Annotated in this window: 10 protein-coding genes; 5 read left to right on the plus strand and 5 right to left on the minus strand. The window is 71.9% G+C overall.

Annotation, left to right across the window (positions count from 1 at the left end; genetic code table 11):
• The first annotated feature begins 90 nt into the window (after positions 1-90).
• Entirely contained in the window at positions 91-702 is a 612-nt protein-coding gene (locus ACFQO7_RS24420) for a hypothetical protein (protein WP_376808543.1), read from the plus strand.
• A gap of 114 nt (positions 703-816) precedes the next feature.
• Positions 817-1,194 carry a hypothetical protein gene (locus ACFQO7_RS24425; RefSeq protein ID WP_376808544.1) on the plus strand — a complete coding sequence of 126 codons (378 nt, stop codon included), beginning with the start codon at positions 817-819 and terminating at the stop codon, positions 1,192-1,194.
• A 57-nt stretch (positions 1,195-1,251) separates the two neighbouring features.
• Here ACFQO7_RS24425 and ACFQO7_RS24430 read toward each other — a convergent pair whose 3' ends face one another.
• Together ACFQO7_RS24430 and ACFQO7_RS24435 are read right to left on the minus strand one after the other, a co-directional pair.
• Positions 1,252-2,601: a hypothetical protein gene (locus tag ACFQO7_RS24430; RefSeq protein ID WP_376808545.1), complete on the minus strand. Its 1,350-nt coding sequence runs from the start codon at positions 2,599-2,601 to the stop codon at positions 1,252-1,254.
• 95 nt (positions 2,602-2,696) lie between these two features.
• On the minus strand, positions 2,697-5,006 hold the full coding sequence (locus ACFQO7_RS24435; protein ID WP_376808546.1) for an MMPL family transporter: 2,310 nt from the start codon (positions 5,004-5,006) through the stop codon (positions 2,697-2,699).
• A gap of 213 nt (positions 5,007-5,219) precedes the next feature.
• Between ACFQO7_RS24435 and ACFQO7_RS24440 the strand changes: the two genes are divergently transcribed.
• From ACFQO7_RS24440 to ACFQO7_RS24450, 3 genes are all read left to right on the plus strand, one after another.
• Complete coding sequence (locus ACFQO7_RS24440) at positions 5,220-5,780, plus strand: TetR/AcrR family transcriptional regulator (RefSeq protein WP_376808547.1); 561 nt, start codon at positions 5,220-5,222, stop codon at positions 5,778-5,780.
• 59 nt (positions 5,781-5,839) lie between these two features.
• The gene (locus ACFQO7_RS24445; protein ID WP_376808548.1) at positions 5,840-6,523 is read left to right on the plus strand and encodes a putative Ig domain-containing protein; all 684 of its coding nucleotides are present in this window, start codon (positions 5,840-5,842) and stop codon (positions 6,521-6,523) included.
• Positions 6,524-6,643: 120 nt separating this feature from the next.
• The gene (locus ACFQO7_RS24450; RefSeq protein ID WP_376808549.1) at positions 6,644-7,237 is read left to right on the plus strand and encodes a P-loop nucleotide/nucleoside kinase family protein; all 594 of its coding nucleotides are present in this window, start codon (positions 6,644-6,646) and stop codon (positions 7,235-7,237) included.
• Positions 7,238-7,311: 74 nt separating this feature from the next.
• Here ACFQO7_RS24450 and ahcY read toward each other — a convergent pair whose 3' ends face one another.
• From ahcY to uca, 3 genes are all read right to left on the minus strand, one after another.
• The gene (gene ahcY, locus ACFQO7_RS24455; protein ID WP_376808550.1) at positions 7,312-8,772 is read right to left on the minus strand and encodes an adenosylhomocysteinase; all 1,461 of its coding nucleotides are present in this window, start codon (positions 8,770-8,772) and stop codon (positions 7,312-7,314) included.
• A gap of 256 nt (positions 8,773-9,028) precedes the next feature.
• Positions 9,029-10,696: an allophanate hydrolase gene (atzF, locus tag ACFQO7_RS24460; protein WP_376808551.1), complete on the minus strand. Its 1,668-nt coding sequence runs from the start codon at positions 10,694-10,696 to the stop codon at positions 9,029-9,031.
• A complete protein-coding gene (gene uca, locus ACFQO7_RS24465; protein WP_376808552.1) occupies positions 10,693-14,259 on the minus strand; it encodes an urea carboxylase in 3,567 nt (1,188 codons plus the stop codon). The genes atzF and uca overlap by 4 nt, the downstream gene beginning before the upstream one ends.
• Position 14,260 lies beyond the last annotated feature (1 nt).

Raw genomic sequence — 14,260 nt, forward strand, 5'->3', positions numbered from 1 at the left:
GTGGGCCCCGGAGAATCCTCCGGGGCCCACGCTCGCCGTGGGGCGTCATTCAGGTCGGTGAGGCGCCGCGGCTTCTGCGATCATGGCCGGGTGTTCGAGACAGGTTCGTCTTCCAAGCAGGTCGGCACCTTCATGCTGCCCGAGGACGAGACGGCGTTCGGCAAGGCGCTGGCACCGTTGATCGCCGACCTCGCGCGATGGGAGACCCACGACCAGCGGGCCCGGACCGTCACGCTGCATGAGTCGCTACCCGCGGCGATGCAGCACGACAGAACCCAGGCATTCCTACGGCTGCTCGGCCGTGACGGCGGCACCGTGGGACCTCTCATCCAGTATCTACGCACGTCCGTGGTGACCACGGACGACACCGTGCTCGCCGCCACCGGAGGGTGGTACCGGGCGACGCCCGAACGGCCCGAAGCTCTGTCGCCGGGCCGGCTGGCCTTCAAGTGGTTCCCCGGGGAGGAACCCGATTGCGTACGGCGAGACTTCGCCATCCTGGCCGGCCAGGCCTGGAAGGCGTTGCAGAAGGTCACGTCGCCGCACATCGAAACCGAGACCGGCAAGCCCTTGCGGAGGTATCGCGTCGGAGCGGTGGCCAAAGCCTGGGCGATGGAACGCCCGGACCTCCTGGTACACGACTGCGCATTACGGCTGAGAATCCGCCCGGCCCCACGTTCGCTGCCACCAGCTTCAGGGTGATCGGCGCGTTGCGCGGCTCCGGCGACATGTTCCGCACGGCGACGGGACGACCTTGACTTCGCATGGTCGGGCAGTCCATAGTTTCGCGGACCTTCGACGGGGTGGAGTTCGGCGATGATCCTTCGCAAAGTGGCGCTGATCGGAGCGTCGCTGTTGACCGGTGCCTTGCTGTCAGCCGAAGTCTTCTTGACGCTCGGCGAACGCCCCCAGCCGCCCCGGCCTGCCGCAGTCGGTCAGCGATCGACAGGTCCCACCTACAACTGCAATGTCCCTGACTCCTGCCAGGTCCAACAACCCCGGGTCGGCTCGGTGTTTTATTGCCAGACCGAGGAAGCCTGCGTCACCGACGCCAGGTGGACTGGCAAGGACATCAGCCGGGCCGCGCTGGCTGTCGGCCTCATCATGTTCGCGGCGGTGTGGTGGCGCAAACGCCACCCTGCCTTCGCTCTCATGAAGAGAGTGGTCCCCGAAGGCGCACCGTCAACCCGGTGACCGCGGTGGTGGGGCAGCACAGGTCGCCGTCTCCCACGCCCGTACCCGCCGTGGCGATCACCGCTCGGCCCACGGCCTTCTCCGGACCGTGCCGCGGACACCGGTTGGTGCGCTTGACTCGACGAGATGCAACGTGGTCGGGTCCAAGCTCCAGGCGGCCGCGACCTGCATGACGTCATCCTCGCTGACCTGCCAGTAGTCCAGGTTCATCGCCGGGATACCCAACTCGATCTCCACCTGGGTGGGCGTGCCTCGCTGCTCGAAGACGCCGCTGGACCCGTCGCACACCATCCGCCGGACAAGTGAGCCGCCGTTGGCGTACGCCCATTCGTGACAATCCGATATCCGGTGGGTGCCGAAGTACTGCACCTCCGTGGCGAGTTGGGCACTCAACGCCGCGACGGATAGCCCGTCGAACGGCAGCATCGCGCTGACGACGAACACCCATTCCCGGGTCGGCGGCGAGACGAACACCTCGCCGGCGTAGGCGGCGTGCACACCTGCGCCCCAGTCGACCGTACGCTCGTCGGCAAGCCGGACGGCGTCGGCGACCTCGGCCGAGTCGCTGCTGCGCACAGCGAGCCAGCAGCACTTGTAACCGAACGAGACGCCGGTGGGCGTGTCCGGCGGGAGGTGCTGGGTCGGCAGCCTTCGGATCATCTTCAATGCCACCCCGCAGGCCGCCGCCATGTCATCGACTCGGCCAAGCCACGTCTGTTCGTCCGTGAGTCTGTTGCCGGAGGTGCCGTGGCCGGTCAACCGGACCGTGCCATCGGACAGCTCCGAGACCGTCACCTGAGCGCCGCCGTCGAGCCACCGCTGGTCGACCCCGACAGCCGACAGCGCGCTCGGATACGCGTCCACGCTCGCGCGGTGGGTGATGGCGTCGGGGACGGCTGCCCGGACGGCGTCGCAGAGTTCTGCCGCCGTGGCGTCCGGGCCGAGGACGCGTGCCGGCCCGACGAGGTGGCCGTCGAGGTCCGGCATGACGACCAGTCGGCGTGTCGCCGTGGTCATGACCGTGGTTTGCCGGATCGCGGGCCAGCGCGGTTGGAACGAGGCCAGTTCGCGGCGCACCGCGGTGCCCAGTCCGCGCAGACCTTCGGTGTCGGGGACATTCGTGGCCATGGAGTCGATGGCATACGGCACGGCGTCCACCCGCCATCCGTCGCCGACCCTTAACGCTCGTACGCGTTTCTCGGGGCGGAAGCGGCTCGTCGAGACGCCCGCGACGTCCTCACAGAAGATCTGCCACGGTGTGCGCCCCCCGTCCGCGGGCACCAGTGCGGCCAGGCCGGAAAGGGCGGGACCGCTCAGACAGTCAAGGATTGCCTGCCCCAGGTCTTCATCGGAGGCGTCGTCGTCGACGCGTACGCCCGTCGATCCCCATTGCCGGGTGACGTACATACGACCCTCGAACACGTGGATCTCAGCCCACACCGGGCGACCCCTCTCCTGGACTGCCGCCAACCTACTCGGCACCCGCCCTGCCGTCCCGCCGGTCAGACAGCGACGAGTTGCCGCGGCTCGGCGAGCCCAGCGCAGGCACCGCATCCGCTGTCGCTGTCGCAGCCCGCAGCCCGCTCGTCGATACCGGCGACGGGGGGCGCAGGCGACCCCGCCTCGGCAGGCACCGGACCGGCGGGTGCCTGCTCGGCGGCCAGTCGGCGGGCGAGCTGCTCGCCTTCGACGTCGATATCGGGCAGGAGCCGGTCGAGCCAGGCGGGCAGCCACCAGGCGGCCTTGCCCAGCAGCGACATGACGGCGGGCACGATCGTCATACGCACCAGGAACGCGTCGACGGCCACGCCGACGGCCAGCGCGAAGCCGAGGGACTTGACGATGGTGTCGTCGGTGAGGATGAACCCGGCGAACACCGAGATCATGATGAGGGCGGCGGCGGTGACGACGCGGGCGCCGTGGCGGGTGCCGGTGACGATCGCCTCGTCGGGTGTCGCGCCGTGGACGTACTCCTCGCGGGCACGGGTCACCAGGAAGACCTCGTAGTCCATGGCCAGGCCGAACAGCACGCCGATGAGGAAGATCGGCATGACGCTGACGATCGGTCCGGTGGACTCGACCCCGAACAGGTCGGCGAGCCAGCCCCACTGGAAGACCGCGACCAGGGCGCCGAACGCGGCCGCGACGCTGATCAGGAAGCCGAGGGTGGCCTTCAGCGGCACCAGCACGCTGCGGAAAACCAGCATGAGCAGCACGAACGCCAACCCGACGACGATCGCCAGGTAGGGGCCGAGGGCCGCGGTCAGCTTGTCGGACACGTCGATGTTGAGCGCGGCGGTGCCGGTGACGGCCAGGTCTCCTCCGGTCGACGCGGTCACCTCGGGAGCGTGGTCGCGGATCGCGGCCACCAGGTCCTTGGTCTGCTGGGTGCCGGGTCCGCTGCGCGGGATCACGGTCAGCATGGCCGTGTCGCGGGCGGCGTTGATCGTCGGTGGGGTGACCATGACGACGTCGGGCAGCTGGGAGACGATCTGCTGGGACTGCTGGGCGGCGGTGCCGACGTCGCCGAGGTTGTCCTCGACGACCAGCAGCAGGGGGCCGTTGAAGCCGGCGCCGAAGCCTTCGCTGAGCTGGTCGTAGGCGCGGCGCTGGGTGGAGTCGGCGGCGGCGGTGCTGTCGTCGGGCAGGGCGAGGTTCAGGTCGAGGGCCGGGATGGCCATGACACCGGCCACGCCCAGGGACAGCAGCAGCGCCGGGATGCGGCGGCGCAGCACTCCGCGCGCCCAGTGCCCACCCATCGGCATCGTGCCGGGGGAGCGGTGGCGGCCGATACCCCGGCGGTTGTCCCTGGTGAGGATCCTGGGTCCGGCGAAGCCGAGCAGCGCGGGCACCAGGCTCAGCGTGATCGCGACCGCGACCGCCACGGTGCCGGCGGCGGCCACGCCCATCGCGGTGAGGAACGGGATGCCGGTGACCGACAGGGCGACCAGCGCGATGATGACGGTGAGGCCGGCGAACACGACCGCCGACCCGGCGGTGCCGACGGCCCGTCCGGCGGCCTGCTCGGGTTCGTGGCCGTCTGCCAGCTCGTTGCGGAACCGCGAGACGACGAACAGCGCGTAGTCGATGGCCACGGCCAGGCCCAGCATGGTCGCCAGGGCCGAGGTCGACGACGACAGGTCGAAGAAGCCGGTGGCGACCTGGATGCCGGCCATGCCGAAACCGACGCCCAGCACCGCGGTCAGCAGCGGCAGACCGGCCGCGACCAGCGAACCGAAGGTGATGAGCAGGATGAACGCGGCCACGGCGATGCCGATCGCCTCGGCTGCGCCGCCCGCGGACTGCTGCTGGGTGGCCGTGCCGCCGAACTCGACCCCGAGGTCGGCCTGCTCGGCCGTGCGGCCGGCGGCGTACAGGGCCTGCCGGTCGGCGTCGGTCAGATCGCCCGCGGGCACCGCGTAGGAGACCGACGCGAACGCGGTGCGCTGGTCGGGCGACACCGTCTGGCTCTGGAACGGGTCGCTGACCTGCGCCACGTGCGGCGCGGCACGCAGCGCCGACACCGCTTCGGCGATCGCGGCCTGCTGGGTCGGGCCGGTCAGCGTCGCCTGGTCCGGGGCGGTGAACACCACCTGGGCGGCTGCGTCGTCCGCGCCGACCCCCATCTTCTCGCGTAGCACGGTGAGAGCCTCGGAGGACTCGGTGCCGGGGATGGAGAACGCGTTGCTGGTCGGCCCGGACAGGGTCGCCGCCCCGGTGCCGAGGGCAGCCAGCAGCACCAGCCACAGGGCGGTGACCAGCCCGCGGCGCCGGAAGGAGAACCGTCCCAGTCGGTAAAGCAGCGTCGCCATGATCAGTTCCTTGCCGTGTCCGGGGGCGGCAGCGGGGGTGTGCCGACTGGTTGACCAGGAACGATAGAAGCCGACTAAGCCGAGCGGCTAACATTTGGTTACCCGAGAGGTATACCCCACATTCTGATGGCAGTCCCGTCCGAGGCGACGCATACTCGCAGCTCACGGCCCTGGGTGGCGGCCTTTCGATGACTGGCGAGGAGGCCGACCGCAATGAGCGCCATGCCGCAGCGCCGCCGCGGCGGGCGCGACCAGCTCCTGGCCGTCGCGCTTCGGCTGTTCGCCCGTGACGGCATCCAGGCGACCTCGCTGCAGGGCATCGCCGACGAGGCCGGGGTGACCAAGGCAGGGCTCTACTACCACTACAAGACCAAGGACGAGATCGTCCTCGACGTGCTCAAGCCCCTGCTCGACGCCCTGCCCGCCGTCACTCGCCGCGCCGAGGCGCACCGCACCCGGGCTGCCCGAGTCGACGAGGTCCTCGGCGGGCTGATCGAGATCGCGCTGCACGAGCACTCCGGCTTCGTGGTGCTGATGCAGGACCCGTACCTCACCCGGCTGCTCGGCCAGCAGGAATCCATGCGCCAGTGGTGGGACGAGACCAGCGCCCTGATGCTCGGGCCGGACCCGGACCCGCAGACCCGGATCGGCCTGGCCATGTTCATCAGCGGCCTGGTCGGCGCCAGCCGCGACCCGGCGATGGCAGACCTGGACGACCGCACCCGGCGGCAGACCCTGCTCGAATGCGGCCGCCGCCTCCTGCAACGCGACTGACGCCCGGCGACTGCCCGTGTCTCAGGTCACTCGGGGAGCTGCAGTACAAGACCCCCGCGATGATCTGCACCGGGTACGCCGACGGCCACGCCGCCGCCTGCCAGGGCGACTCGGGCGGGCCGTTCCTGGTCGGCGGCACCGTCGTCGGTGTCTTCTCCTGGATGTCGACGGCCTGTGACTGGTACGCGGTCTACACACGGGTGTCGGCCTACGCCGCCGACATCGCCCCGCACCTGCCCGGCGGCAACGAGCCGCCACCGGCCGGCGACATCACCCTCAGCGCGAGCGGTCTGCCGAGCGGGGCCACGGCTTCGTTCGCCCCGGGGTCGATCGATGTGGGCGGCTCGTCGACGCTGTCGGTGGCGACCACCGCCGGCACCCCCGCCGGGACGTACGCCATCACCGTGACCGGCAACGACGGCACGTCCAGCGCCCAGACCACTCTCACCCTCACCGTCCAGGGCGGCGGCACGCCCGGCATCCTGACGATCACCAATCCCGGCGTACAGACCTCCTACGTAGGACGGCCCGTCAGCCTCCCGATCGCAGCCTCGGGCGGCACTACGCCGTACCGGTTCACCGCGACCGGGCTGCCCAGCGGACTGAGCATCAACCAGTCCACCGGGGTCGTCTCCGGCACCCCGACGACCTGGCAGAACGCCAATCCCACGGTCACCGTGACCGACGCGGCGGGCCGGACCGCCAAGGCCACCTTCTACTGGTTCATCTTCCCGGCATACTGACCCATCGCTTTGAACAGACCGCGAGGTCTCCGGCAAGCCGTTCGGTGAGCAGCCGAACGTGCCCGAGGCCTCGCGGTATTCCGCTTTACGTCGAGTCACGCGGTCGAGGAGAGTCGCGGGATGCACTTCTGCCAGCGTTGTGAACCTGCGGTCGTTCTCGAACCGGCCGCGGATGCCGCGGTCTGCGCACACTGCGGCTGGACCGAACCCGCACGCCGCGAGCCGCTGTACGTCGTCACCGGAGCCTCCGGTGCCGGAAAGTCGGCGATCTTCACCCCGCTGGCCGCTGCGCTGCCCGAGTGCGTCGTATTCGATGTGGATTGGCTGATCGACCCGATGAAGACCGACGGATCGGTCGACTGGGACGCGTTCCGCGATGCCTGGCTGAGTGTCGCGCACGGGATCGCGCAGGGAGGCCGCAGCACTGTCCTGCTCGGGCCGCTGATGCCTGAGCAGTTGGCGGACCTGCCGTCGCGGCGCTGGATCGGACCGATTCACTTCGCCGTCCTGGACTGCACGGACGAGCAGCGCCGCACCCGGCTTCAGGCCAGGCCGTCATGGCGGGAGCACGCAGTCGACGAGCACCTGCTCTTCGCCGCGCACCTGCGCCGCACCATCCCGACCGTCCTGCACACCGGAACGGATACCCCGGCTCAGACTGCGCAGCAGCTCGCCGCCTGGGTGAGGCGTACCGCGTCGAGTCGCGACAGATAGTCGACGTGGTGCTCCCATGGGTTTCGTAACGGCTGGGGCCAGGCCTTGCCGGCCGGCCGGCCCCAGCCGTTTGCTCAGTACCGGTAGTGGTCCGGCTTGTACGGACCCTCGACGTCGACGCCCAGGTAGTCGGCCTGCTTCTTGGTCAGGGTGGTCAGCTGCACCCCGAGCGCGTCGAGGTGCAGCCGGGCTACCTTCTCGTCGAGGTGCTTGGGCAGCATGTGAACGCGCCGCTCGTACATCTCGGGCCGGGTGAACAGCTCGATCTGCGCGATGGCCTGGTTGGTGAAGGAGTTCGACATCACGAAGCTCGGGTGGCCGGTGGCGTTGCCGAGGTTGAACAGGCGGCCCTCGGACAGCACGATGATCGAATGGCCGTCGGGGAAACGCCACTCGTGCACCTGCGGCTTGATCTCGACCTTGACGATGCCGGGCACCCGGCCCAGCCCGGCCATGTCGATCTCGTCGTCGAAGTGCCCGACGTTGCCGACGATCGCGTTGTGCTTCATCCTGGCCAGCTGCTCGACCGTGATGATGTCCGTGCCCCCGGTGGTGGTGATGAAGATGTCGCCCGTGGCGGCGACGTCGTCGAGCCGGACCACCTGCAGGCCCTCCATCGCGGCCTGCAGCGCGCAGATCGGGTCGACCTCGGTGACGACCACCCGGGCGCCCTGACCGCGCAGGGCCTCGACCGCGCCCTTGCCGACGTCTCCATAACCGCAGACGACGGCCAGCTTGCCGCCGATCATGACGTCGGTGGCGCGGTTCAGGCCGTCGGCCAGGGAGTGCCTGATGCCGTACTTGTTGTCGAACTTGGACTTGGTGACCGAGTCGTTGACGTTGATCGCCGGGAACAGCAGGCGGCCTTCCCGAGCGAGCTTGGCCAGGCGGGTGACGCCGATGGTGGTCTCCTCGCTGACGCCGCGCAGCTGTGCCGCGATCCGGGTGAAGCGCTTGCCGTCGGCGTCCATGCTCGCCCGCAGCGTCTGCAGCATCAGCCGATACTCGGGGTGGTCGTCGTCGGCGGGCGGCGGGACCGCACCCGCGGCTTCGAACTCGGCTCCCAGGTGCACGAGCATGGTGACGTCGCCGCCGTCGTCGACGATCATGTTCGGTCCCTGGCCGTCACCGAAGTCGAACAGCCGCATGGTGCACCACCAGTAGTCCTCCAGCGACTCGCCCTTCCAGGCGAAGACCGGGATGCCGGACGGCTGCGCGACGGTGCCGGTCGGGCCGACGACCACGGCGGCCGCGGCGTCGTCCTGGGTGGAGAAGATGTTGCAGGACACCCAGCGCACCTCCGCGCCGAGGGCGACCAGCGTCTCGATGAGGACGGCGGTCTGGATCGTCATGTGCAGCGAGCCCGCGACGCGGGCCCCGCGCAGCGGCTGGGCGGCCGCGAACTCGCGGCGCACGGCCATCAGGCCGGGCATCTCGTGCTCGGCCAGCCGGATCTGGTGGCGGCCCGCCTCGGCCAGCGACAGGTCCGCGACGGCGAAGTCGATGCCATTGCGGTGCTGCGGTTTCGCGTGCATGGTTCCTCCCTCAGGAAAGGATCGACGGTCGGTCCCGAGCGGAGGTGAGGTGCGTGAGCCCGTGGCGAGAGCCGGTCGAGCACAGCAAGAAGGGCACCTCCGCGTTCGGAGGCGCCCTTGGGGAGAAGCCGAGGCCGAGCGTGGCGGGCCGCGGCCCGAAGACCGCCGGTCCGTCGCAGCGCCTCTCGACCTCGACCGCGCGAATACGCGCGGTTCAACTATACGACACGACCGGGCCGCGAGGCTTCGCCACGGGTCAGGACGCCAGATAGGACCTCCAGCCGCCGTGCTCGGTGATGTCGGGGGCGTCCTCGGTGGCCGCCGACTCGCAGAGGAAACCGGTCACGAGGCTGCCGTCGGCCAGGCGGACCTTGCCGAGCGTCATCGGCTCGGGCAGCGCCGCCAGCAACCGGCCGAGCGCCGCCGGGGGCAGCAGCCACACCTCACCGTCGATGCTGCCTCCGCCGGAGCCGACGCGGACCAGGCCCGGCTTCGCCGGCTGCGTCGGCAGCGCGTACAGGCGGTACTCCGCTGCCGTGCGGACCTGGGCGGCGCACCGGCCGCCGGCCGAGGTGAGCTGCACGTTGAGCGGCTGGCCGGTCAGGTGCGCGCCGATGACCAGCAGCGGCAGCCCACCCGTCGGCGGGGCGGGCGCGGGCTCGTCCAGGATCAGCGCCGCGACGTCGGCGGCGACGGCGTCGGCGAAACCACGGGCGATCACCTGTACGCCGAAATGCCCGCCCTCGACCTCCCCGGCCGGAACGGCGACCGCCGCGAGGTCGAACAGGTTGCAGAAATTGGTGTACGTGCCCACCAGCGCGTTGACGCCCACCGGGTCGGCGGCGACCTGCGCGATCGTGGGATGGACCGGGGCGGTCGGCAGCAGCAGCGCGTCGGCGTCGCCCCACTCGGCCATCGCCTGCTCACGCAGCCGCTCCAGGCGCTCGGTGTCGGCGACCAGCACATGCGCGGGCACGTCCCGGGCGGCGGTGATGATCCCGGCGACGGTCGGATCGGCGGTGGCCGGATGCCCGTCGAGGAAGGCGCCGACCGCCGCGTACCGCTCGGCGACGAACCCGCCGCCGTAGAGCAGCTTCGCCGCGGCCAGGAACGGCGCCAGCCGGATCGGCCGCAGCCGCGCCCCGGCCTTGACCAGCGCCTGGGCGGCCTGCTCGAAGGCGTCGAGCCATGGCCCGGACATGCCGACCAGCTCGTCGCGGTCGGGCACCGCGACGACGGGCGCGGGCGGCGCGGCCAGCGGCGCATCCGCAGGCCAGGGCCGCCCCGCGGGCTCGCTCATGATCGACATCGCCTGCCGGGCGTCGCCGAGCGTGCGGGCGAAGACGGTGACGCAGTCGAAGCTGCGGCAGGCGGGCACCACGCCGTCGGTCGGGACCAGGCCCCGGGTCGGTTTCACCCCGACGACGCCCTGGTACGCGGCGGGCACCCGCCCCGACCCGGCGGTGTCGGTGCCGAGCGCCAGATCGGCGATGCCCAGCGCCACCACCACGGCCGAGCCCGAACTCGACCCGCCGGACACCCGCGCCGGATCGCGCACGTCGCGGACCGCGCCGTACGGGCTGCGGGTGCCGACCAGGCCGGTGGCGAACTGGTCCAGATTGGTCTTGCCGAGCACGAGCGCTCCCGCGTCGACCAGCCGCCGCACGGCCGGGGCGCTGCGCTCGGGCAGGTACGCGTACTCCGGGCAGGCCGCGGTGGTGGGCAGCCCGGCGACGTCGATGTTGTCCTTGACCGCCAGCAGCGACCCGGCCAGCGGCAGCAGCTCACCCGCCGCCAGCCGCTGCTCCAGGGCGGCCGCGTCGGCCAGGACGTCCTCCTCGGCACGCAGCGTGATCCACGCTTCGGGGCGCTCGCCGCGGGCGAGCCGGGCGTACGCGTCGTGTACGCGGTCCTGCGGGGTCATCGGTTACTCCCGGTGAGTACGAGCAGCGGGCTGCCCGGGGCCACCTGGGACCCGGGGGTGACGAGGATGTCGGTGACCTGGCCGTCCTGCGGGGCGACGATCACCGTTTCGAGCTTCATGGCCTCCAGCGCCAGCAACGGCTGCCCGGCGCGGACGCGGTCGCCGGGGCGCACGTCGACCCGCCATACGCTGGACAGCATCGGCGCCTCGACCAGGGCGCCGCCGTCGGGCACCGCGACGTTCGCCGCGGCGGCCGGGGCCTCGGGCTCGGGCCGGGGGTCGAACTCGCCGGCGGCGGCCCAGGCGTCGCGTTCGGCGGTGAACGCCGTGGCCTGCCGGGCGCGGAAGTCCGCGATGGACGCCGCGTTGTCGGCCAGGAACGTCTCGTGGTCGGCCAGCCGGAACACGCCGTCGTCGATACGCAGGTCGTGGCGTCCGGCGGCGACGTCGGCGCGCAGGTCGAGCAGTTCCTCTGCACCGACCGGATACCAGGAGATCCGGTCGAAGTGGCGCAGCAGCCACGGCGAGCCGGGTTCGAAGCCGCCGGACTGCCGCCACCGCGACCACACCTGCACGGTGCGTCCGACGAACTGGTAGCCGCCAGGCCCTTCCATGCCGTAGATGCACAGGTAGGCCCCGCCGATGCCGACGGCGTTCTCCGGGGTCCAGGTGCGGGCCGGGTTGTACTTCGTGGTGACCAGGCGGTGCCGGGGGTCCAGCGGCGTGGCGACCGGCGCGCCGAGATACACGTCGCCGAGGCCGAGCACGAGGTAGCTGGCGTCGTAGACGGTGCGGTACACGTCGTCGACGCTGTCCAGCCCGTTGGCGCGACGGATGAACTCGATGTTCCACGGGCACCACGGCGCGTCGTCGCGCACCCCGGCCATGTAGCGGGCGATCGCCTCCCGGGTGGCCGGGTCGTCCCAGGACAGCGGCAGGTGCACGACCCGGCTGGGCACCTGCAGCGTGGAGGTCGCGGGCAGCGCGTCCTCCACGCTGCGGGCCACGTCGAGCAGCCGCCGTACGGGCAGCACGTCCGGGTCGACGTGGACCTGCAGCGAGCGGATGCCGGGGGTCAGGTCCACGACGCCGGGCAGCCGCTCGGCCCGCAGCCGATCCATGAGCGCGTGGGCGCGCAGCCGCAGGCCCAGGTCGAGGGTCATCGGGCCGTACTCGACGAGCAGGTTGTCGTCGCCGCTGCGCCGGTAGGTGACGGCGGGTCCGGTGCCGGTCGGCTCCCGGCGGGCCAGCACGCCGTCGTCACCGGCACCCGGCGGCAGCAGCAGCACCGGCCCGGACCGGTCGGTGCGCAGCGCGGCGGCGGTGTCGTCGCCGACCGGCGTGAACCGCACCGTGTCGCCGGGGCTGAGCTGGCCCAGTTTCCAGCGTTCGGCGGTGACGACGGTGGCCGGGCAGACGAACCCGCCCAGGCTCGGGCCGTCCGGGCCGAGCAGGATCGGCACGTCGCCGGTGAAGTCCACCGCGCCGACGGAGTACGGGGTGTCGTGGATGTTCGACGGGTGCAGCCCGGCCTCGCCGCCGTCGGCGCGGGCCCAGCGCGGTTTCGGCCCGACCAGGCGCACCCCGGTGCGGGCGGAGTTGAAGTGCACCTGCCAGCTCGCGGCGTAGAACGCCTCGATGTCCTCGCGCAGGAAGAACTCCGGCGCGGCGTGCGGGCCCTCGGTGACGGCGAGCCGCCACTCGGTGCCGATCACCGGCCGGTCCTGGACCGGGACCGGTCCCGCGACCGGCGCGGTCGGCATGGCGGCCCGCAGCACGTCGCCGACCCGCAGCGCCCGCCCGCCGTGGCCGCCGAACTGGCCGAGGGTGAACGTCGCCGCGCTGCCCAGATACCGGGGCACCGCGAACCCGCCCGCGACCAGGACGTACGCCCGCAGCCCGGCGGTCGCGCGGCCCACGTCCAAGACCGCGCCCGCAGGCACCTCGACCGGCTCCCAGCAGGGCACCGGCGTGCCGTCCACGGTCACCGGCACGGTCGCGCCGGTGACGCACACGGTGGTGGCGGCGGTGAAGCGCAGCGCCGGACCATCCACCGTGCACTCCAGGCCCGGCGCACCCTCGGCATTGCCCAGCGCCCGGTTGCCCAGCCGGAACGACAGGTCGTCCATGGGCCCGGACGGCGGCACGCCGACCTCCCACAGCCCGGTCCGGCCGGGCCAGTCCTGCACCGTGGTGAGCGTGCCCGGCCGTTGCACGACGATCCGCGGCTCGCCGTCGGCGACGTCGGCCAGCGTGGCGGTGCTGTGCGCGGCGGCGAGCACGTCGGCGTCGGCCGCGGCGGCCCGCAGCAGCCCCAGGTTCGTCTCGACGCCGTCGACACGGGTGGCGGCCAGCGCCGCCCGCAGCGCACCGAACGCCTCGTCCCGGGTCGCGCCGGTGACGATGACCTTGGCCAGCATCGGGTCGTAGAAGGTGCTGACCTCGGTGCCGGCCTCGACCCACCCGTCGACTCGGGCCGACGTGGGGAACTCGGCCCGGGTGACCAGCCCGGCGCTGGGCCGGTGGTCCTGCGTCGGGTCCTCGGCGTAGACACGCGCCTCGACGGCCGCCCCGGCCGGGCGGAGTGGGTTTTCCACCACGCTGTGGTCGCCCTGTGCCAGCCGCAGCATCCATTCGACCAGGTCCACGCCGAAGACCTGCTCGGTCACCGGGTGCTCGACCTGCAACCGGGCGTTGACCTCCAGGAACGACGCCTGCTCGCGTTCGGCGTCGTACACGAACTCCACCGTGCCCGCCGAGCGGTAGTCCACCGACGCGCACAGCGCCGCCGCCGAGGTGTGCAGCCGCTGCCGGACGGCGTCGGGCAGCCCCGGCGCGGGGGCCTCCTCGATGACCTTCTGGTTGCGGCGCTGCAGGCTGCAGTCGCGGTCGCCGAGCACGACCACCCGGCCCCGTCCGTCGCCGAACACCTGCACCTCGACGTGCCGGGCGCGCGGCACGTACCGCTCCAGGAACACCCCGCCGCTGCCGAAGCTGGCCACGGCCAGGCGCTCCACCTGGTCGTACGCCGCGGCCAGCTCCTGTGGCGTATGACAGGCCCGCATGCCGATGCCGCCGCCGCCACCGGTCGCCTTGACCATCACCGGGTAGCCGATGCCGTCGGCGGCGGCCAGTGCCTCGTCCAGGCCGGACAGCAGCCCGGTGCCCTCGATCATCGGCACCCCGGCGGCGCGGGCCAGGTCCCGGGCGGTGTGCTTGGCCCCGAACGCGGTGAGCTGCTGCGGGGTGGGGCCGACGAACACCAGCCCGGCCGCTTCGACGGCGGCGGCGAAGCCGGCGTCCTCGGACAGGAACCCGTAGCCGGGATGCACGGCCCCCGCGCCGGTGGACAGCGCCGCCGCCAGGACCCGGTCCACCCGCAGGTAGCTGTCGCGGGCGGGGGCCGGGCCCAGGTGCACGGCGGCGTCGGCCATCCGCACGTGCGGGGCGGACCGGTCGGGATCGGAGAAGACGGCGACGGTCTTGAGCCCGAGCCGCGCGGCGGTGCGGATGACTCGGCAGGCGATCTCGCCGCGGTTGGCGACGAGCAGGGTGTCGAACATG

Origin of the sequence: Catellatospora aurea, from assembly GCF_042663325.1 — a bacterium.
In the GTDB taxonomy this organism is placed as follows: domain Bacteria; phylum Actinomycetota; class Actinomycetes; order Mycobacteriales; family Micromonosporaceae; genus Catellatospora; species Catellatospora aurea.

Coding starts and splice junctions, on each gene's coding strand:
- ACFQO7_RS24425 (WP_376808544.1), top strand. CDS start 817: ATGATCCTTCGCAAAGTGGCGCTGATCGGAGCGTCGCTGTTGACCGGT.
- ACFQO7_RS24430 (WP_376808545.1), bottom strand. CDS start 2,601: ATGTACGTCACCCGGCAATGGGGATCGACGGGCGTACGCGTCGACGAC.
- ACFQO7_RS24435 (WP_376808546.1), bottom strand. CDS start 5,006: ATGGCGACGCTGCTTTACCGACTGGGACGGTTCTCCTTCCGGCGCCGC.
- ACFQO7_RS24440 (WP_376808547.1), top strand. CDS start 5,220: ATGAGCGCCATGCCGCAGCGCCGCCGCGGCGGGCGCGACCAGCTCCTG.
- ACFQO7_RS24445 (WP_376808548.1), top strand. CDS start 5,840: ATGATCTGCACCGGGTACGCCGACGGCCACGCCGCCGCCTGCCAGGGC.
- ACFQO7_RS24450 (WP_376808549.1), top strand. CDS start 6,644: ATGCACTTCTGCCAGCGTTGTGAACCTGCGGTCGTTCTCGAACCGGCC.
- ahcY (WP_376808550.1), bottom strand. CDS start 8,772: ATGCACGCGAAACCGCAGCACCGCAATGGCATCGACTTCGCCGTCGCG.
- atzF (WP_376808551.1), bottom strand. CDS start 10,696: ATGACCCCGCAGGACCGCGTACACGACGCGTACGCCCGGCTCGCCCGC.
- uca (WP_376808552.1), bottom strand. CDS start 14,259: ATGTTCGACACCCTGCTCGTCGCCAACCGCGGCGAGATCGCCTGCCGA.